Raw genomic sequence first — 19,836 nt, 5'->3', positions numbered from 1 at the left:
ACCCAGTCCCGCCCCGGCCACCCCGACACCAGACACAGATCAGCCCCGACCAGCGTGTACCGGCCGGGGCTGACCTGAAGGTATGTGGTTGTGAAGGGCGACTACGCGGCGAAAGGCACTGCAGGGCTTCAGCCGAACGATCTTCCCTGCAGGCAATAGCTGAGGCCCGGGGGCTCAGCCCGGTCAGAACGAGCCTCCGGCGGGGGATCGGCCGGCACCGGGATGGAGGGGGCGCCGCTCCCGGCCGCAGGGCGCGTAGTGACGTGTGAGGGGTGCTCCTATCCCGTCCGCCGTCGACCCAGGCAGAGCCGAGCAGACGCGGCCCATGGCGTCCAGATCGTTCGTACAGTGGCGCGCTCCACCTGGACGCCATGAACCACGCCCGCTCCACGGTGTGTGGGTCGACGGCGGACGGGAGGGGAGCCGGGGAGGGTTGTGGTGCAGCGGACCCGGCTGACGTCGGCGCTTCAGTTCTCGGGCGAGTCCGCTTCGGCGTGCTCGGCAAAGACCTCGCGTGCCACGGCGTAGCTGTCAAACGCGCGAGCCACACCCGCGTAGACGGCCATCTGGATGAAGGCTTCGACGATCTCCTCTTTAGTCACGCCATTGTGTAGAGCGATACGCAGCTGGCCCCGAAGCGGCTCGAGGATGCCCAGGCTCGCCGTGATGGTGACCGAGATGAGTGCACGGGTGCGAAGGTCGAGGTGCTCGCTGCGAGTCCATGCGTCATTGAAGGCGTGTTCGGTCGCGATCCGTGTGAAGTCGTAGGCGTTGTCGGGTTCCGTCGGCCTTGGATTGACATACGGCGCCAGGCTGAAACCAAGGATCTTCTCGGCGTTGTTCAGAGCACGCGTGTAGTCAGCGTTGTGTTCCGTCATGGCGCCATTCTGCGCGCTGCCGAGCCAAGGCTATTAGATTGGCGCACGATGCTCGGACTAAAGGTTGTCCCGCAACTCTGGAGACGGATTGCCGGTGTCCGGTTCAACCCAATTGGCCGGAATCCCGTCGAGACCGCGAGTCGGGGTGGAACCGGACAAGTCGATCCGGCTGTGGTGACCTACCAGCCTTTGCCTCGAGTTACGGGACAACGCTTAGGGACGATGTCTGGGGTTCGGCCGTGAGCGCGGTGGGGGGCTTGAGTGTGGTCCGGGGTTCGGGGAGGGTGATGCTGGTGCCGTCGGTGTCCCAGCGGGTGGCCTGCCGGGCTGCTTCACCCACAGCTGCAGTTCGATCCACCCCTGCCTGAGGACCGTAGAGAGATCGGTGGGAACAGCTCCCAGTACCCGTAGCCGAGGACCTGTCCCGAGCGGGTGGTCGCTTCGATCCACTCGGGCTGGCTGCTGGCGGACCGCGACGCGCAACCGTACCGGTTTGCCGACGATGTGAACGGGATTCCGGGCGACGTACTGGACGACGTACGTGTCGTGGTTGCGGCCGGCGGCGCCAGCGGTGTGCACGGGCCAAAACGGTGTCGTAGTAGGTGTCCAGTCCCAGGCGAGTGGTGCTCCGGGCTGCCTACGGTATGGCCCAGGAGGTCCTGGACGAAGGCGTCGGCGGTCACCTCACGGCCTTCGGGCTCTTCACCGGCAGCGAGTCCTCGATCTCGGTGTCGTGGTCGAGGTTCTTCGGCGACACCCGCGCCTTTGGGTTGGCGGGGCTACGGGTGGCCTGCCAACGGGTGCCGGAAATGCGGAAGGTCAGCCGGATCTGGGCGCAGGGTGAGGCCGCAGGACCGCCGGTGGGAGCCTCAGGCCGCGCCGACGCCCTCCAGGAAGGTGCGGGCAACGAGGTCGGCCGCCTGCGGCGGCTCCAGCTCGGGGAACCGGTGTGCCGCGGTGTCGACCATTTCGTCCAGGACCGCACGCGCCCAGGCCGCGCCGACGTCGACGCGCAGGTACCCCTCGTCGATGGCTCGCTGGACGAACGCGTCCAGGCGGCTGCTCTGCTCCGTCCGGCGGGCGTTCGCCTCAGGGTCCTTCCGCATCATGCGCCGCGTGTCGACGGGCCACACGCGGCTGACGGGGATGATTCCCTCCAGGTAGCGGTGCAGGGCGACCGGGACGGGGGCCTCGGTGAGCCGGGCCTCGTCCAGAACGCGTTCGGCGGAGTCGAGCTTGGCCTGAAAGACGGCGCTGAGCAGGGCCTCACGGTTGGCGAAGCGGCGGTGCACGGTGGTGCGGTCCACCCCGGCGGCCGCGGCGATGGCCGCCATGGAGGTGCCCGGATCCTTTGCGAGGAGCCGGGCTCCCGCGTGGAGGACGGCGTTCAGGTTGCGTGCGGCGTCGGCTCTCATGGGCCGCAGACTCTATCCCTGTGCTCCATTAACACCATCATCAGAGACTTGTGAGAAGCAACACACCTCAGAAGTGCAACATTCATGCTGCAATTCTAGTTGTCACCTCTACATTGGTGTTGCTGTCCTGTTGGGCGGTGCAAGGGTCGACGAAACGAGGAACGCACGATGTCACGCACTTGGCTGATCACCGGCGGTTCACAAGGGCTGGGCAAGGCCCTGGTGCTCGCGGCTCTCCAGACCGGGGACCAGGTCGTGGTCACCTCGCGCAAGCCGGAGGCGCTCGCCTCGCTGCGGGCGGAGTACCCCGAGCGCCTGTCGGCCGTGTCGCTGGACGTCACTTCCCCGTCCGATGCGCGCGAGGTCGTAGCCGCCGCGGTCGATCGCTTTGACTCGATCGACGTGGTCGTCAACAACGCCGGCTACGCCACCAGCGGCTCGATCGAGGACTTTCCCGAGGACGAGTTCCGCGCCCAGATCGATGCCAACCTCTACGGCGTGGTCAACGTCACCCGTGCCGCGCTGCCGGTGCTGCGCGGCCAGCGGTCGGGCCACTTCGTGCAGATCTCCTCCATCGGCGGCCGCGTCGGCGGCACCCCGGGTCTGAGTGCCTACCAGGCCGCCAAGTTCGCCGTCGAGGGCTTCTCCGAGGTCCTGGCGAGCGAGGTCGCCCCCTTCGGCGTGAAGGTCACCATCGTCGAGCCGGGTGGCATCCGCACCGGTTGGGCCGCAGGTGCCGCCGAGCCGTCCGGTCCCGTCGCTCCCGACTACGAGGAGACGGTGGGCGCCTGGCTCGGCCGTTTCGCCGAGTACGCCGGCAACGAGCCCGGCGACCCCGCCCGCATGGCCCGCGCCATCGTCGGCGCCGTCGAGGCTCCGCAGCCGCCACGCCGCTTGCTGCTGGGCAGCGACGCGCTCGGCATCGCCATCCGCTCAGAGGAAGACCGTCTCACCGAAGCCAACGAGTGGGCCGAGGTAAGCCGTTCCACCGACTTCTCCGCCTGAACCCCGGCCGCCCCGAACGCGGGCCGTCCGCCCGATCCCACGGGCGTTCACCCAGACGAACGGGCTCCCCGCCTGATCGAATCGAACGAGGTGCCCCCCGATCCACTGGCGCGGCTATTCCACCATCGGCTCGATCGAGGCCGCGGTCCAGGCCCTCCGACCGTCGGCCGCCGCCGGCGGCCTTCGCGCAGTGTCCACCGGGCCCGTCCACCGGACCCCGCCCAGTAGCAGGAACAACGAGCAATGACCAAGACCTTTCTGATAGCCGGGGCCGCAGGCGGGCTCGGCGGCCGTGTCGTCGAGGCGGCTCTCGCCGTCGGCCACAACGTGGTGGCGACGGATCTGGACGCCGACGCCCTGACCGTGCCGGACGGGCACCGTAACCGGCTGCGCGTGCGGGCGCTGGACGTGACCGACCCGGCGGCCGCCCGTGACACGGTCACGTACGCGGTCGCCGAGTTCGGCACCGTCGACGTGCTGGTGAACAGCGCCGGCACCCGCGGCGTCGGCTCGATCGAGGACATGCCGGAGGACGAGTTCCGCCGCAACGTCGAGGTGAACTTCTTCGGCGTGGTCAACACCGTGCGGGCGGTGCTGCCGGTGATGCGTGAGCGCCGTTCCGGCAGCATCGTCAACGTCTCCACCATCGGCGGCCGCCGTAACCAGCCCGGCCTCGGCGCCTACCAGTCGTCCAAATGGGCCCTGGGCGGCTTCACGGAGATCCTCGCCCGCGAGGTCGCTCCCCTCGGCATCCGTGTCACGCTCGCCGAACCCGGAGGCATTCGCACCCCCTGGGCCGCCGCCCCGATGCCGATGCCCGCCATTCACGAGGAGTACGAGGAGACCGTCGGCGCCTTTGCCCGCACCTACAGCGCCAACCCGGATGTGATGCGCGGCGACCCCGCCAAGATGGCCGCCGTAATTCTGCGCCTCACCGAGGAGCCGGCACCGCCGGTGCGGCTCCTGCTCGGCTCCGACGCCGCCTGGCTCGCCCCGCAGATCACCGAGGCCCGCGCGGCCGAGGACGCCGCGTGGCGCGAGGTCAGCGTCTCCACCGACCTCGACGGGCTCGGCGACTTCGCCGACACCGCCGTCGCACGGATGGTCCGCCCCGCCAAGAGCTGAGCCGGGACCGCCCCACCCGGGGCCGGCAACAGTCCCACACGGCCCGGCCGCACCGCTGTCCGGCCCACCCCCTTCTGCACATCACCGGCCGGCGTGTCCCGAGCACGCCACCACGGACCCGGTGGCGCCGCACACGACGGCTGCACCGGCGGACGCCCCGTCCGCCGAAGCGGCACCACCCTCCACGCGCCGTCCCATCGGCGTGCCCCAGGGACACCCCAGTCCCGCCAATCACCCGCACGAAAGAACCCGGAACCATGACTGTTCGCGACAAGCTCTACATCGGCGGCGCCTGGGTCGCCCCCAGCGACCCCTCCCTGCGGCTCGACGTCCACTCCCCGCACGACCAGTCCGTGCTGGGCAGCGCCGCCCAGGCTGCGCCCGCCGACGTCGACGCGGCCGTCACCGCCGCCCGCAAGGCCTTCGATCGGGGTCCCTGGCCGCACACCACCCCTGAGGAGCGCCAGGCTGTCGTCCGCCGCTACGACGGGCTGCGCACCGCCCGCGCCGACGAGGTCGCCCACGCCATCTCCGTCGAGAACGGCTCGGCCGGCTGGTTTACCAAAGCAGGTCAGCCCTTCCTGACCCGCCAGGTGAAGGCGTACCTCAAGGCCGCCGAGGAGTTCGGCTGGGAGGAGATCATCGAGCCCTCTGACGAGTCGGTCACCTTCGACACCATCGTGCGCCGCGAGGCGATCGGCGTCGTGGCCACGGTCATCCCGTGGAACTCGCCGTTCTCCGCCGCCACGGCGAAGCTGGTCCCGGCCCTGCTGGCCGGCAACACCGTCGTGCTGAAGGTCTCGCCGGAGAACTCCTTGAGCATGGCGCTCCTCGCCGACCTGTGGCACGAGGCCGGCCTGCCGGAAGGCGTCCTGTCCGTCCTGCCCGCCGACCGCGAGACCAGCGAGTACCTCGTATCCCACCCCGGCATCGACAAGATCTCCTTCACCGGCTCCACCGCCGCCGGCCGCCGCATCGGCTCCATCGCCGGTGACCACCTCAAGCGCGTCGGCCTGGAGCTGGGCGGCAAGTCCGCCGCCGTCATCCTGGAGGACGCCGACCTCGACACCGTGATGCAGGGCCTGCGCTTCGGCTCGCTCGGCAACAACGGGGAGGCGTGCATCCTGCAGACCCGTGTCCTCGCGCCGCGCAGCCGGTACGAGGAGGTCGTCGAGGCCGTCAAGACGATGGTCGAGTCCCTCAAGGTCGGCGATCCGGCCGCCCCGGACACCTTTATCGGCCCGATGATCCGCCGCGACCAGCAACAGCGCGTCATCGACTACATCAACATCGGGATCGAGGAGGGTGCCCGCCTGGTCACCGGCGGCCCGCAGATCCCCGATGGCCTGGAGAAGGGCAACTACGTCACCCCCACCGTCTTCGCCGACGTCGACAACTCCATGCGCATCGCCCAGGAGGAGATCTTCGGCCCGGTCCTCGTGGTCATCGCCTACGAGGACGAGGACGACGCGGTCCGCATCGCCAACGACTCCGAGTACGGCCTGTCCGGCGGTGTCTGGGGCACCGACACCGAGCGCGCCCTGGCGGTCGCCCGGCGGCTGCGCACCGGTGGCGTCATCATCAACGGCGCCGGCAACAGCTTCGACGGTCCGTTCGGCGGCTACAAGGCCAGCGGCATCGGCCGTGAGTACGGCAAGGTCGGTCTGACCGGCTACGTCGAGCACAAGACCATCACCCGCACCCGCTGACCGATCGCCGGCCGAGGTCACGAATCCCGGCCGGCGGTCCCGGCACCGGGGCTTCCCGCGAGCGGCAGTCCTGCGGAGGGCCCCGCGTCCCAGCAGAGAACCACCATGTCCACGCGGCAGAAGCGCCCCTGCGTGAAGGCCTATGGCGAACTGCGGCTCAGGCTGCGGCTGGAAGCCGTGTACGGCCCTTGGGGACTGGTGAGCTCAACAATTTGAAGTGCACGGAAAACGGGGATCCCCAGAGCAGGGACCGCGCTCCCTCCGGATCAAGCAGATCCAGTATCGGCGTGTCCACCACTCAGGGCGAGGCCCCGCGGGCATAGTGGCCTGTGGTCCACCCACACGCCGATGACGGCTTCGAAGTGGGACGTGCTGGAATCATTGCAGCACTTTGACGCGCACCCGGTGCGCGCACCAGCACCCCTTCTCCAGGTGCGGCCGGGTTCGCGCGTGACCCCTTGTCCAGGCCTGCTACCTGGGCGCGCCCTGTATTGGAGGGACTGGCTGGCTCTTGCCAGTAGGTGATGCGGCTGGCCTGCTGTCGTTCGCGTTCTTCGTTCTGCACCCTGGACTGGGCAAGCTGGTCTTCCGCCACCCGGGCGGATATGAGAGTGCCCCAAGCCGTCACGCCAAGTCCGGCGGCAGCCACCACGGCGGCGAGCACCGTTGTGTGTCTTGGTCAGTCCACTCGCTGATACCAAGAGCGGGGGTAACGCAGCGGCCCCCGCGACGCGGGCTCGGGCTCGGGTCTTCTCGGCCGAAGCTGGATCGGCGGGCGGGGTGGCAACTGGCGTACGCGTAAGCGTGGGCGCGGGCGGGGCATGTGACCTCTCAAGTCGTAGTGCACGTGCAGACGCCCGTCCGGTGGCCTTCGGTTCTTTCGGGGGCACAAGCGGCCACGCCCGTCGTCCTCCGCCCGTGACCAGATACGGATTCGCCATGAACGTACTGGTGCGAACCGGTTGAGCCCGCTTCGCTTCTTCCGTTACCTTCGTGGGCGTGGCAGGGGGGCCGGAACCGGATGGTGCGAGCGCGACGGATCAGCGCATCGCGCTGGCTCACGAGTGGGAGGAACTCGTCGCGCGGGTACGGGGGTTGGCGCCGCGGTTCTCCACTTTTCTCGCACCGCCCCGCTGGCAGGATCTCGCGGCGACGGTCGGTGACGGCACCGGCGTGCTGATCAATGTGGCGCGGGAGTGCCACGCCCTGCTGGTGACGTCCGGCGGAGTGACGGCCGTCCCGCTGCCGGACCTCTCCTCCGGTGAGGTCCACGACCGGACCGCGAGGCACCTCGCCAGGCTCCACATGACGAACGCCGCGGCGCAGTTGATGCACCACACCAGGCAGCGCGCCCAGGTCCGCAAGGTCTATGCCACCTACCAGGCCCACCATGCGGCGAAGGTGCACATGGCCGAGGCGCAGGCCGAGCTGGACAGGACGCTGCTCCCGGATCTCGCCTGGCTGTGGGACACCGTCGCCGAACCCGTGCTGCGGGCTCTGGACGAGACGAATCCGGCGTCCGGTGGCAGGCACCGTATCTGGTGGTGTCCGACGGGCTGGCTGTCGTTCCTGCCGCTGCACGCGGCGGGGCACCACGACGGCAGCGGGCGCAGCGTCCTGGACCGGACCGTCTCCTCGTACGTCCCGACCCTGCGCGCGCTGGCGCGCGCCACCCGCTCGCCGGAGCCGGACCCCTGCGACAGGGACCGGTTGCTGGTGGTCGCCGTGCAGGAGGCGGCCGACATGCCACCGCTGCCGCAGGTCGCGGAAGAAGTTCGGTTGTTGCGCGAGGAGTTTGGGGCGGAGCGGCTGACCGTCCTGGAAGGACCGGACGCCACCCGCGATGCCGTCCTGTCCCGGCTGGCGACGCACCGCTGGGCCCACTTCAGCTGCCACGGGCGCCAGGACCCGTTCGACCCCTCGCGCGGCGGACTCCTGCTGAGCGACGGGACACTGGGCATCGGTGAGCTGAGCCGCGGCTCCTACCGTGGCGACTTCGCGTTCCTCTCCGCCTGCATGACGGCCTCCGGCGGACTGGACCTGAGCGACGAGGCGATCACCATCGGCGCGGCGCTGCACTACTCCGGCTTCCGGCGGGTGGTGGCCGCGCTGTGGTCGATCGATGCCGAGACGGCGACCGTACTCGCGCGGGACGTCTTCCGTTCACTGATGAAGGACGGGCTGTTCCGTCCGGAGGGGTCGGCCGTGGCCGTGACCGGGGCCGCGATCCGGCTGAGACACCAGAGCCCTGAACATCCCAGCAGGTGGGCGACGTTCACCCACATCGGTCCCTGAGAGCTGCCGCTGAGAGAAGAGGAACGCCATGGCCCCCGTGCCGTACGAAGAGGTCAACCACCGCTCGTTCGAAGAGGAGGCCGCGAAGGAGTTTTCCCTCACCCGGCTCGGACCCGGCACCGCCGAACTTCGCGGTCCCTGCCCCCGCTGCCGCGTGATGATCCGCGTGCCCGTCGTCACCAGCACCTACAAGAGCTTCCGGCTGTGGCGCAGAAGCAGCGCACAGCCGGTTCCACCGCCCGGTGACGTGCACGAGGAGATCGTCATCTGCACCTGCGAGGAGCACCATCCCGGCCGGCCCGGAGACAGGAGCGGCTGCGGCGCCTTCTGGCGGCTGGAGATCACCGCCTCATGAGTGCCTCCCTGCGCCCCGGCCGGCCCGTCGACAGCTCCGACGCCGCCCGTGCCCGCGAGCACCACCAGGCGCTGCGCAACGAGTTGCCACGGGTGCGGGAGGCCGCCCACTCCTGGCGCATCGGCCTGGGCGGCCTGCTCCTTGCCCTCGTGGGTTTCGGACTGGTCCGAGGCCCCAGCGAGGTCGACAAGGTGGAGGCGCCGTGGCACATCGTCATCGGCTGCCTGCTGCTCGCCTCTCTGCTCGCCGGAGCGTACGGCGCCCACCGGCTGCTCAGCGCGCACAACGGCAGGCCACGCACCACGCCCGTCGACCTCAACGCCTCGACCGCCGCCCAGGACCACGTCCTCGCACTGACGGCGCTCAGGGATCTGCGCCAGGGCATCGCCGCCACCCTGCTGTGCACCGGGCTGCTGGTCGCCGCGGTGGGCACCACCTGGTACGGCCCGGAGAAGTCCAAGCCTGGACTACTGGTGCGGACCGCCGGCGGTGCGGTCCTGTGCGGTGACGCGGCGACCGCCAACAGCAGTCGTCTCGTGATCAAGACCAAGGCGGGGCGGGTCGGTGTCCCGCTCCGGGACGTGCTCGTCGTGGAAACGGTCGAGAAGTGTCCGTAGAAGGGCGGCCACGGTCGCGGCTGACGGCGCCGGCGTGGGCCGCGCGGTTACGGGCCGGGCGGACGAGAAAAGGACGGATCGGGGAACCTGATGCGAGGCACTTCGGACAGCGCGCACGAGGAGGCCTTCTTCTTCATCAAGAATCCGCAGGCCGCCCCCACTGCCGCACTCGACACCGCGATCGAGTCCCATGAAACGCACCTGGCCGCCTACCCGGACTGCCCGATGCGATGGCTGCACCAGGGCCTGATGGGCAACCTCCTGGCGGAGCGCGGCGCACGGACCGGCAACCGGGAGGACACGGCGAGGGCCATCGATGCCCTTCGGTCGGCGACGACGGATCCGGCCGTCGCCGATGACCCGAAATTCCGCGGCAAGTTCCTTTACAACCTCGGCAACTTCCTCACCAAGACCGAGTTCGCCGTCTCCTTCGAGGCCCTGCGGGAGGGAGTCGACAGCTACCGGCAGGCCCTGCCCCTGCTCTCCGGCATGGAGCGCCTGGCCTGCGCCTCCAACATGCTGCCGGAGGTGCTCAGGGTCGGCGACCGCGCGAATCTGCCCGGACTGAAACGTGAGGCGGAGGACATCGCCCTGGAGTTCCTGGACGAGGCATCCGCGGACCCACGCGCGGAGAGCAACATCTGGTCGACGCTGCTGGACTGCCTGCCGAAGGATCCGGAGGGGGTGGACGTCCACCGCTCCCTGATCCCCAAGGCCGAGGCGCTCACCGACCGGGCCGCGCCCGACGGGCTCCGTGCGGAGCGCTTCGACCGGCTGGGCCGTCTGCTGCGCGCAACGTGGCGGGTCACCGGAGGGTCCGGCCTGTTGACACGGTCGATTGCGGCGAGCCGCCAAGCGGTGTCTCTCCGCCCGACCCGCGGAGCCATGGCGGCCAACCTGGCGCTCGTCCTCGGCGACGCCGGCACCCTCCACCGAGACCCCCAACTCTTGAACGAATCCGCCTCCTTCTGGCGCAAGGCCCTGGAGCACACCCCTCCGGACAGCGACACCCACGTGTCGATGCGCGGCGACCTCGGCGCCGTCCTCTTCCGTCTGAGCGAACACCGCGACCAGGAGGAGAATCTGCGCGCAGCCCTCGACCACACACTCGCCGTGGTCGAACACGCGCGGCGGGCGGGGAACTTCGGCCTGCTGCGGACCTTCCTCCCCAACCTGGCGATGGCACGGCTGCACCTGGCCACGGTGACCGGCGACCAGGACCTGATGAGCGACGCCCTCGAAGCCCATCGCGAGGCCCTGGCCCTCCCGCTCGCCTCCTCCGTGCGCGCCAGGATCCTCAACAACTACGGTGCCACTCTCTCGCAGATCGCCGAGCGGGCGGACCGACCGGCCACGGAACTGCGCCAGGCGTGTCAGGCGATGGCGGAGTCCCTCGTCCTCCTCCCGGACGACGAGGCCCAGCTGGGTGAAGCCCTCACCATGTACGCCGGCACCGTGCTCAAGCTCCTCGTGCACGACGACACAAAGACCACACGGAACTCGGCGATCGAGGCATGGGAGCGGGTCCTCGCCCGCGCGTCGTCGCGTTCCCTCCGCGAACCGGCCGTCCTGTGCCGCGAGCTCCTTGCCCTCACCTACTGGCGGCGCTACGACGACGGCACCGACCTCGGCGACCTGGACCGGGCGATCGAGCACGGCGAGCACGTCCTGCGTCAGCCGCCACCCCACTCCGAACGGCTCGTGCGGGTCGCGTACTTCGTCGCCGAGGCGTACCGGATGCGTGCCTCGGTCAGCCTCGACCCGGCCGACTTCGAGCGTGCGATCGATCTGGTCGCCGAGGCGCTGGACCGCCCGGACCTCGACGACCGGACGAGGCAGGACTTCCTCACGGTCCAGTCCGCCAACCACCACGACCGCTTCCACGTCTTCAGCGCACTCCCGGATCTGGAGGTGGCACTGGCCCACGCACAGCGGGCGGTCGCCGTCCCCGTCCCGCCGGACCCGGAGTCGGCCGCCCTGCTCCAACTGGCCGCCTGTCTGAGCCAGCGCCACCAGCAGGGCGGTCCGCCCGAGGATCTGGACCGGGCCGTGGAGATCTACCGGACGGCCTGGGCCTCCATCCGGGCCCGGCTGGGCGACCCTTTGGAGGCGGACACCGGGTCCGCTTCCGACGTCGGGGGGTACGGCGACGTCCAGATCTCCGTGGTCCACAACCTGGCGTCCGCCCTCGGCCAGCGCCACAACCGCCACGAGATTCCCTCCGATCTGGACGAGGCCCTGGACGTGATGGTCACCGTCCTGCGGCTCACCCCGGACGGCCACAGGAGACGATCGGAACGGTTGACCGCCGCGGCGAACATGTTCCGCAGCCGCTGGATCCTCACCGGTGATCCCGACGACCTCACCACCTGTCTCACCCATGCCGAGAAGGCCGTCAGCGCGGCCACGGAGGGATCGTTCGCCCACTACTACGCCCTCGCCGCCCTCGTCGGCATCCACGGCGACGTACCCGACGGGCAGGAGGACGACGTGGATGCCGGGGGCGGTGAGAACACCGACGGCGGCGGAGAACCCACGACCGAACGCGACGATCCGCTGAGCGGCGAGCGTTCTGGACGACCTCGCCGACCAGCGGGATGCACCACCGGCCGAGCGTGAGGCCCGCGTCGAAGCGTGGACCCACGCCCTGCAAGACGACCTGGCGGCCGGCACCAGCACCGATCCGGTCCGCCACGCCCTGGTGGACACCGCCCTGCGATGGCATCTGGACCTGTCCAGCCTGCGGGGCGCCATGACCAGCACGCGTGAGGACGTCCGCGGCCGGCGCTTCGCCGACTGGGACCAGTGGCGCGCCTGGTGCACCGAGGAAGTGGTGCCGTGGGTCGACCAGCTACGACACCTGTTCGAGCAAGCCGGAGCGCCGATGACGCTCCGGCTGGACCGGCACAAGGACTACGAACAGTTCGTCGACGGCGCCCAGCTCACCGACATCCTCACCGACCTGAGCACCGACCTCCCCCAGGGCGACCTGCTCCTGCCGCACGAAGCCCTGGTCGCCTTCCCCGGCGTGGAAGACGACCTGCGGCAGGGGCGTTGGAGCCCGGCCACAGCGGCGCTGATCGGGGAGATGACGGCCCTGGCCCGCCAGTGGCTGACACAGCCCGCGATGACCAGGGGCATGCACCCGGGCGCCGCCATCGTCCTCGACACGGTCGCCTGCCTGATGCGCGCCCAACTCGATGCCGTCGACGCCGCCGGCCCCGCCCTGCTCGAGCGCGCACCCCGGCCCACCCTGGTCGCCCGCGCCCGCATCCTCGCCCCCGCCCGCCTCCGCGCGCGCCTGGCCTGGAGCCTGACCCCGCTGACCGTCCCCGGGCCCCGACGGCCGTCGGCCCCCCTGAGCGCTGTGAGCCCGGCAGCCGAGAGCACCGCACTGCGGCCCCCGCCCCCGCACCCAGGCGGGGCCCGGCCCCCGCAGATCCCCGCCGACCGGATGCCCGCCCACGTGGCGGTCATCATGGACGGCAACGGCCGCTGGGCTCAGCAGCGCGACCTGCCCCGCCCGCAAGGCCATCGCACCGGCGGTCCCGCCGTCCACGAGATGATCTACGGCGCACTCGAGATCGGCCTGCCCCACCTGACCCTGTACGCGTTCTCCACCGAGAACTGGAAACGCGACACCGACGAGATCACCACCATCCTGGACGCGATCCGACACGACCTCGACGACGGCCCCCTGCGCGACCTCGACGTACGCCAGCGCTGGCTGGGCCACCCCGACAAACTCCCCGACGAACTCGTGCACGCCTTGCGACGCGAAGAGCACCGCACCCGCAACCGCACCGGCCTGACCCTGACCGTGTGCATCAACTACGGCGGCCGCGACGAGATCACCCGCACCGCCGCAGCCCTCGCCCAAGCAGCCCGCGCAGGCGACATCGACCCCCGGTTCATCGGCGAGGACGACTTCGCCCGCCACATGCCCCACCCCGACATGCCCGACGTCGACCTCCTGTGGCGCACCGGAGGCGAACAACGCACCTCCAACTTCCTGCCCTGGCACGCCACCTACGCCGAACTGCACTTCACCCCCCGCTACTGGCCCGACGTCGACCGGCGTGACCTGTGGCAGGCCATCACCGAATACAGCCGACGCCAACGCCGCCACGGCGCCGCACCCCTCATCCCTGCCCGGGATGATGCCTCTGCTTCGCTCTCCAGGTGAACCTGCGGACCGGCTGCGATCAGCTTGTCCAGGACGCACCGTCAGACCGGGGCCTGCGGTGCAACCTCAGGTCGTCCGGGGTGCGGGCGGATGTGGTCGGGGCGGATTCACCCCACCAGATCACCGGCGGGGCGTAAGCAGTGCCCACAGCTGACCGCTTCACACAGCTACTCAGAGTGACATCGGTGCCGTTTTCCAACAAGCGTGCAGATTTGCCAACTGTGCTGCGTAGTCACACCCCCCGGCGCAGACAGGTGACTTGGATGCGAGAGGCTGGCCACTGTCCACAGGTGAACCGTGGTCCCTGGAGGTATGAGCGATCACGAGCAGCAACAGCCGGCCCCGCGCCGCGGCAAGGTCCTGGAGGCCCTCGCGCGGGCAGAGCGGAAGGTCTTCACCCGGCCCGCGCCGAAATCCGCCAATGCACAGGTGAAATTCCTCCTCACGCGGGCGAAGGGTTCGACCAAGGCCCTGGCGGAACGGCTGGGCGTCTCACGCCGGACCGTGGAGCGCTACCGGGCCGGGAAGCTGACGAAGCCACAGAATCGGCTCCAGGCCGCCCTGGTGGAGGAGACTGAATCCGAGTGGCAACCGCAGGTCAGAGCGCAAGCGCGCGCACAGGCGTCCACCTCCAGGGGGATGATGGTGGAGGTGACGGCCTACTTCGGATTCACCTGCACGGGCAGCTCTGACGATGGCCGCGAGCGCCAGATCACCACGGACATCTCGCCCACCTACGTGAAGCAGATCCTGGAGCTCCAGGAAGCTGGCGCGACGGAGGAGGATCTGCATCCGATCGTCGCGGAGGCCATCACGGAGTCGTATTTCACGGAATGGGGCACACGGGCCGATGGCCTCCGCGCCGACTTCACGTCCGTGTCGTCAATTTCCCTCCGATTCTAACCCGGCCGAATTCCGCGCCTGCTATAAAACAATCCGGCGGGCCGCCGTACAGCGCTCTGGCGGGTGGCCCGCTCCGAATCCGTCGCACGAATACGAGGCCGAAGATGACCAGGATGTGGCCGCCCGGCGAGAGCACCCGTCGAGGCTGTCGGCTCGGCCTCGAATTGGACACGGGCCTCCCTTTCACCCGCGACGAGCCGGACCATCGCGGTCAGGAAATCTTCGGGCCCACTGGTGATGTATTACGCGGTGAGCTCGGCCTTCGCCTGATGATCCTCAAGGGTAATATCGGCCCACCCGTGTGCCCCAGAGTCCAGGTGATGCGGATACCGGAGCCGGACATCACTGCTGCTCTCCGGCGAGGAACTGCCGGATGTCGGAAGCCAGGGAAGCCATCTGCTCGCCGGCCTCCAGCCAGGTGGTCACTGCTGCGCCCCAGCGGCCCGCGGCCTTCGGCCATGGGGTGCAAGTTCCAGGTCAGTCCGACGTACCCGCCGGAGCAGAAGACGGCCGACAACGCGTCGAACAGCTTTCCGCCATCGGCATGCGATGGATCTGACCACCCGGCCGGTCAGACGTAGCCTGGCTACCTTGGTACGCCATGCGTACGCTATTCGTACGCATGGCGTACGCCCTCCGGTCAGTACGACGATGCCGACAGCTCACCCCTGGTGGGACCAGCCCTGACCGGGCGAGGAATATCTCTGGCCGACCCGTCTGGCCGACCCGTATGCATCGTCCGATCAACCACCTCAGCCACACCGACCCCACAAGCCACCAACCCAGTGACCAGCACGAACAGCGTCAGGCACTCAGACGGCGTGAACTCGTGGGCCGGGCCCGACCCACCGCGGGTCGTCCAGGATGGCCTCCGGGTCGGCGACGCCGTCGCCTTCGAAGAAGACGACGACGTCCGCACCGGCTACGGCAAGCCGCTGCTCATCGCCGCCGGTGGCGGCGGCGGGTACGCCAGCCCGAAGTCCGGCCAGGGCGGCCCCGATGGCGGCAAGGGCGGCCGGTCGCACCGGCGGCGCGGGCGGCGGCAACGGCTCCTCCGGCCGCCGACGCGTCCGCGGGAGGCAAGGACGGTGCGGGCGGTTCCGGTTCGGGCGAAGGCGGCGGTGGCACGGACGAAGACCGGGGCGTGGCCGGCAGCGGCGCGGGCGGCAGCAGTTATGTCGACCCGAACCGGGTGACCGGCACCCGGCTGCTCAGCGGCGACCGCACCCAGGCCCCGAGAACGACCTCTTCTGGCGGGCCTCCGACGAGCCGGTGCGCGGCGGCATCGCCGAGGGCGCCGACACCACCGAGCCGGCCGTGCCAACCGACGCCCGGGGGCGGGGCGGACCATGCCGACTTTCGTGGCGATCAGAATATGGTCCGGGTAGGGGTAGAGCGCTTCTCGTAGCGGCCGGGCGGAGGAAGTCACCACAGCGTGGGGTCCTTTTCTGGTTCGGGGGCGCCAGGCAGGCCGTGCGGTACCGCCGCAGCGACCATCTGGTCCCAGGTGTCGTAACGGGAAGCCATGGCGATGAGGAGCTGTGCCGCGGCGTAGGCGTCGAAGGTGGCCCGGTGCCGGGCACCGGGGGCTTCGCTGAGATCGGGCTGCACATGCTCGATGAGCCTGTCCAAGCTGTACTTGCCAAGGCCCGGGAAGGTGCTCTTGGCCAGCCGAAGCGTGTCCAGGACGCCGGCGGGCTTCCAGCCGGGCAGGTGCGCGCTGAGCACGCGGTAGTCGGTGTGCGTGTTGTGGGCGGAGATCCAGGTGCTGCCCAGAAAGGCGTGTACCCGGCTCGCGACTTCGGCCCACGCCGGCTTGTCGGCCAGGGCGTCGTTGGTCAGGCCGTGCACCGGGTGGCAAAGGGGGTGACGGGACGGTTCGGACGTGTCAGCCACCAGCCTGCGGTGCTCTTGTCGGAGCGCCCCTCCCGGATGGGCAGCGCAGCGACTTCTACGAGGTCGGGCGGGTTGGCGCCGTTGCCTTCGACGTCGACGACGAGTAGCGCGGGCCAGGTGGCGAAGTTCATGCTGTCTGGGCTCCGTCCTCCGCTTCCCAGCCGATGGGGCCCGGCCGTGCTGGTGGTAGTGGTGGGGCTTGTTCCGGTTGTGGCACTGGTAACCGAAGCCGTGCTGCAGGTAGTAGCGGGGCGGCTCGTCCAGTCCCTCGACGACGATGGCACGGTCGTTGACCTCAATGTCGCCGGTCACGCCGAGGACGCGCGCTTCGCGTTCGACAGCCTCCAGCGAGGGCTTCACCCATGCCTTCTCGCACAGCGCGATCTGTTCGGGCGGGCAGATGTCGCACAGTTCTCGAACGCCGTAGTGGCCGTTGTAGTCGGCCTCACCCCAGGCGTAGGCGACTCCGCAGCTCGTCTTGCGGAACAGCGTGCCCCACTCGGTCCCGCCGTCGGCCTTGGGCGAGTCGAAGGCGTCAAGGATGCGCTGTTCGGCCTGCTCCGGCATGATCTTCCGTCGGGCCGTGTCCTCGTAGGGAACGGGCATGCCGTGGGGTCGAAGTCGATTGAGTTGCGGCCGGGCCCCCCGAACAGGGCGTCGATGTGGACGTACTCGGTCTGCTTGGTGGGCCGGTAGAAGGTCAGGTCCTTCCAGTTCCTGATCCTGGGCATGAGGTCGAAGCCCAGGAGGTGGGCGAGCGCGAAGACCGGGAACGACTTTATGTGGACAGTTCAAGTCGATCTTCCTCCGAGGGTTGTCAGGTCGAGCGGACATAGGGTGAAGCTCTCGACGAGGTGGCAGGGGGGAGCGTTGTGGAGGTCACCGTTCAATGGATACGGACGTCCTGGACGAAGGAGTCTCGTGGAGGGGAGGCCGCGGCTCGCAGGAACGCCGTCCCGGTCGGCTTTCGCGTCCCGCCAATGCAGCCCGCGGTCGCGCACGTGGTCCGCATGCATGAAAGCGACGGCTTCGACCCCTTCGACGGCCAGGAAGACCTGCGCAAGGTCGACGTCCAGCTCCGCGAAGACAAGGGTCGGTTGCGAGTCCTGCCCCGGGTCCAGCCCCTCTTTGCCATACCTCCTCGACCACGACGGCCCCCGGCCGTACGGCTTGTTCCCGGACAGTGGGTCCGCTGGCAGCTCAACTACCGTTTCAGCAGCGCGGCGGGAGTGCGGGGCTGGTCGTACTGGCTCGACACCTTCAACATCGCTTACGGACCGGTGGAAGCTGACGTGTTCTTGTCTCCGCCCACGGTGCTGGTCGATGAGCAAGGACCGGTCCGATAACCCCTAAAGGGTGTTGCACAAGACTGTGTTTGGGCAGGCCAGGGCGGGTGGAGACGGTCCTCTGGTCATGATGCGAGGGCGAGGTTGTGCATGTGGGCAACGGCCTGGACGGCGTGGTGGAGGCCGTCGCCGTGTTGCCGGCAGTCGCGGAGGATCTTGTAGTTCTTCATCCGGCCGATCACATGCTCCACCCTTGCACGGACCTTGCGGTGCGCCGCGTTGTCGTCTTCCTCGCCCGGCAGCAGCTCGCGTCGGGGGCGTTTGCGGTGTGGGGTGACCATGCCGCAGTTGAGGTAGGCGCCGTCCGCCAGGACGGTCACGTCCTGGCAGTGCCCGGCCAGGCCGGAGGCACGCCAGGCATGCGCGTCCGCGGTGGTGCCCGGCACCGGCCGGGCCGCGGCGATGACCAGGCGGGTGTGGGCGCCCACGATGACCTGCACGTTTGCCGAGAACCGGTAGTTGCGTGACGAGGAGCCGACCTTCCGGTCGCGGACCGGGATGAGGGTGCCGTCCACGATCCACAACCGGTCGGCCGCATCGCCTGGTCGGGAGACGGGCTCCAGTGCGAGCAGCGGACCGAGCCGCTGGATCACCCGGCACACCGTCGACGACGAGATCCCGAACAGCGGCCCGAGCTGCCGCATGGTCAGATTCGTGCGGTAGTACACGGCCACCACCAAGACCCGTTCGGCCAGCGGAAGACACCACGGTCGGCCCCGCAGAGTCCCGTTGCCACCGCGGTCACGGACCGCCTTCAGCAGCCGCTCGAACTGCTCCAACCGCAGCCCCGTGAACGTCTCCACCCACACGCGTTCAGCCCTCAACACCCCAGCCATACACCGGAGATGCCCAGTTCACAGTCTTGTGCAACACCCTTTAGTCCTTGTCCCGCAACGAGAAGTCGCTCGGCAGGAGTACTTGCAGAATCGGCTGCTCCCACTGCACGTGTCACGCCTTGACGGCATACAGTCAGCGAGGTTCAACCGGGGAAGGACATCCGCACGTGAAGCACTACACCACCAGCCGCGTCATCACTGCCTTGCTGTGTACCACTACCGCAGCGCTCATCACCGGCTGCGGTACCGACAGTTCCGAGCCTGGCGCGAACAACACCGAGCCGGCCGCCAAGGCGAAGCACCCCTTCGACACCATGGCGTCCGAGCAGATCGACAAGCAGGCCCGGGAATCCTTCAGAAACACCACGAGCATGCGCCTCACTGGCAAAGTCAGCAGCAACGGACAGCAGGTCGAGATCGACCTGGCCATCGATGTCCGCGGCTCCTGCAACGGCACGGTGGACAACTCCCTGGGCACCCTGCACATCATCAAAAAGGGTTCCCTCGTCTACGCCAAAGCCGGGGAGGACTACTGGCGGGCAACCTTCAACCGCGGGATGACAGTCGAGCAGGCTGAGAAGATGGTCGGCCACTTCACGGACCGCTGGATCAAGCCGCCCACACTGATGGCGAAGACTTTGGGGAGCTTCTGCGACGGCTTCGACTCCGTGCTTGAAATACTCAGCGCCGAACCTGACGGGAACGCAACCCGTGAAAACGATGCGACCGTGGATGGGCGGCCAACCGCCGTACTCACGGAAAGGACTCCGACCGACACCACGACCGTCTACATCGCCAAGGAGGGCAAGCCCTACCTCCTGAGAGCCACGATCACAGGCGGCAACGACCCCCTCGACCTCACTTTCACCGACCACAACAAACCCGTCGACACCACCCCGCCGCCCCCCGACCAGATCCTTGACCCCACCACCCTCCGCTGACCGCAACACGCGGGACAGGCACACATCCCCCCGGACCCTGCCGACTTTCGGCCCATCCTGCCGGGCTGGGATGGTCCCCGACCGGGACGGATGCCTCGTTGGCGGGATTCCCTGCTCCCCGCACCCGCGGGGATGGTCCCGTGACCGCGCGGAGCTTGTCGCCGTGCGCGAACTACTCCCCGCACCCGCAGGGATGGCCCCTCCCGCCGTTGTCGGGCTAGCCCGACAACGGCGGGACTCCCACACCTGCAGAAATGGTCCCGTCAACGTCAACGAGTGGGAACGGTGTGGCGGGACATCTGCGAGTACGTCGGCCGTGCAGCGTGTCG

The 19,836-nt window shown here is 69.2% G+C and carries 16 protein-coding genes and 1 pseudogene; 11 read left to right on the top strand and 6 right to left on the bottom strand.

The window, feature by feature from the left end; genetic code table 11:
* Positions 1–467: 467 nt before the first annotated feature.
* Together F3L20_RS33570 and F3L20_RS33565 are read right to left on the bottom strand one after the other, a co-directional pair.
* Positions 468–878, bottom strand: a complete 411-nt coding sequence (locus F3L20_RS33570; RefSeq protein WP_150157811.1) for a carboxymuconolactone decarboxylase family protein — start codon at positions 876–878, stop codon at positions 468–470.
* A gap of 869 nt (positions 879–1,747) precedes the next feature.
* Positions 1,748–2,293 carry a TetR/AcrR family transcriptional regulator gene (locus F3L20_RS33565; RefSeq protein WP_150157810.1) on the bottom strand — a complete coding sequence of 182 codons (546 nt, stop codon included), beginning with the start codon at positions 2,291–2,293 and terminating at the stop codon, positions 1,748–1,750.
* A 168-nt stretch (positions 2,294–2,461) separates the two neighbouring features.
* Here F3L20_RS33565 and F3L20_RS33560 point away from each other — a divergent pair, with 168 nt between their 5' ends.
* From F3L20_RS33560 to tpg, 9 genes are all read left to right on the top strand, one after another.
* The gene (locus tag F3L20_RS33560) at positions 2,462–3,298 is read left to right on the top strand and encodes an SDR family NAD(P)-dependent oxidoreductase (RefSeq protein WP_150157809.1); all 837 of its coding nucleotides are present in this window, start codon (positions 2,462–2,464) and stop codon (positions 3,296–3,298) included.
* A 243-nt stretch (positions 3,299–3,541) separates the two neighbouring features.
* Positions 3,542–4,423, top strand: coding sequence for an SDR family NAD(P)-dependent oxidoreductase (locus F3L20_RS33555; protein ID WP_150157808.1), 882 nt, complete (start codon positions 3,542–3,544; stop codon positions 4,421–4,423).
* 257 nt (positions 4,424–4,680) lie between these two features.
* The gene (locus F3L20_RS33550) at positions 4,681–6,132 is read left to right on the top strand and encodes an aldehyde dehydrogenase (RefSeq protein WP_150157807.1); all 1,452 of its coding nucleotides are present in this window, start codon (positions 4,681–4,683) and stop codon (positions 6,130–6,132) included.
* 999 nt (positions 6,133–7,131) lie between these two features.
* Complete coding sequence (locus F3L20_RS33545) at positions 7,132–8,427, top strand: CHAT domain-containing protein (RefSeq protein ID WP_150157806.1); 1,296 nt, start codon at positions 7,132–7,134, stop codon at positions 8,425–8,427.
* Between the two features lie 28 nt (positions 8,428–8,455).
* Positions 8,456–8,782, top strand: coding sequence for a hypothetical protein (locus F3L20_RS33540; RefSeq protein WP_150157805.1), 327 nt, complete (start codon positions 8,456–8,458; stop codon positions 8,780–8,782).
* Positions 8,779–9,399 carry a hypothetical protein gene (locus F3L20_RS33535; protein ID WP_150157804.1) on the top strand — a complete coding sequence of 207 codons (621 nt, stop codon included), beginning with the start codon at positions 8,779–8,781 and terminating at the stop codon, positions 9,397–9,399. The genes F3L20_RS33540 and F3L20_RS33535 overlap by 4 nt, the downstream gene beginning before the upstream one ends.
* Positions 9,400–9,489: 90 nt before the next feature.
* Positions 9,490–12,018, top strand: a complete 2,529-nt coding sequence (locus F3L20_RS33530) for a hypothetical protein (protein ID WP_150157803.1) — start codon at positions 9,490–9,492, stop codon at positions 12,016–12,018.
* Positions 11,972–13,585: a polyprenyl diphosphate synthase gene (gene uppS / locus F3L20_RS33525; RefSeq protein WP_150157802.1), complete on the top strand. Its 1,614-nt coding sequence runs from the start codon at positions 11,972–11,974 to the stop codon at positions 13,583–13,585. Before F3L20_RS33530 ends, uppS begins: the two co-directional genes overlap by 47 nt.
* A 312-nt stretch (positions 13,586–13,897) precedes the next feature.
* Positions 13,898–14,488, top strand: a complete 591-nt coding sequence (gene tpg / locus F3L20_RS33520; protein ID WP_150157801.1) for a telomere-protecting terminal protein Tpg — start codon at positions 13,898–13,900, stop codon at positions 14,486–14,488.
* 342 nt (positions 14,489–14,830) lie between these two features.
* Here the strand turns inward: tpg and F3L20_RS35530 are convergent, their stop codons facing one another.
* From F3L20_RS35530 to F3L20_RS33500, 3 genes and pseudogenes are all read right to left on the bottom strand, one after another.
* A complete protein-coding gene (locus tag F3L20_RS35530) occupies positions 14,831–14,914 on the bottom strand; it encodes a DUF6228 family protein (protein ID WP_346768156.1) in 84 nt (27 codons plus the stop codon).
* Between the two features lie 999 nt (positions 14,915–15,913).
* Positions 15,914–16,990 (bottom strand): 3'-5' exonuclease, encoded by a 1,077-nt coding sequence (locus F3L20_RS35170; protein ID WP_240811001.1) that lies wholly within the window; start codon positions 16,988–16,990, stop codon positions 15,914–15,916.
* Between the two features lie 11 nt (positions 16,991–17,001).
* A pseudogene (locus F3L20_RS33500) lies at positions 17,002–17,175 on the bottom strand (Tn3 family transposase); the annotation flags it as partial.
* A gap of 81 nt (positions 17,176–17,256) precedes the next feature.
* On the opposite strand from F3L20_RS33500, the gene F3L20_RS33495 reads away from it, so the two are divergent.
* On the top strand, positions 17,257–17,730 hold the full coding sequence (locus F3L20_RS33495; RefSeq protein ID WP_150157800.1) for a hypothetical protein: 474 nt from the start codon (positions 17,257–17,259) through the stop codon (positions 17,728–17,730).
* Between the two features lie 65 nt (positions 17,731–17,795).
* On the opposite strand, the gene F3L20_RS33490 is transcribed toward F3L20_RS33495, so the two are convergent.
* A complete protein-coding gene (locus tag F3L20_RS33490) occupies positions 17,796–18,566 on the bottom strand; it encodes a transposase family protein (protein WP_150157799.1) in 771 nt (256 codons plus the stop codon).
* A gap of 167 nt (positions 18,567–18,733) precedes the next feature.
* Here F3L20_RS33490 and F3L20_RS33485 point away from each other — a divergent pair, with 167 nt between their 5' ends.
* Positions 18,734–19,507, top strand: coding sequence for a hypothetical protein (locus F3L20_RS33485; RefSeq protein ID WP_150157798.1), 774 nt, complete (start codon positions 18,734–18,736; stop codon positions 19,505–19,507).
* The last annotated feature ends 329 nt before the right edge of the window (positions 19,508–19,836 follow it).

Source organism: Streptomyces tendae (assembly GCF_008632955.1).
Taxonomy (GTDB): domain Bacteria; phylum Actinomycetota; class Actinomycetes; order Streptomycetales; family Streptomycetaceae; genus Streptomyces.
This window is presented reverse-complemented; position numbering and strand designations above follow the sequence as displayed.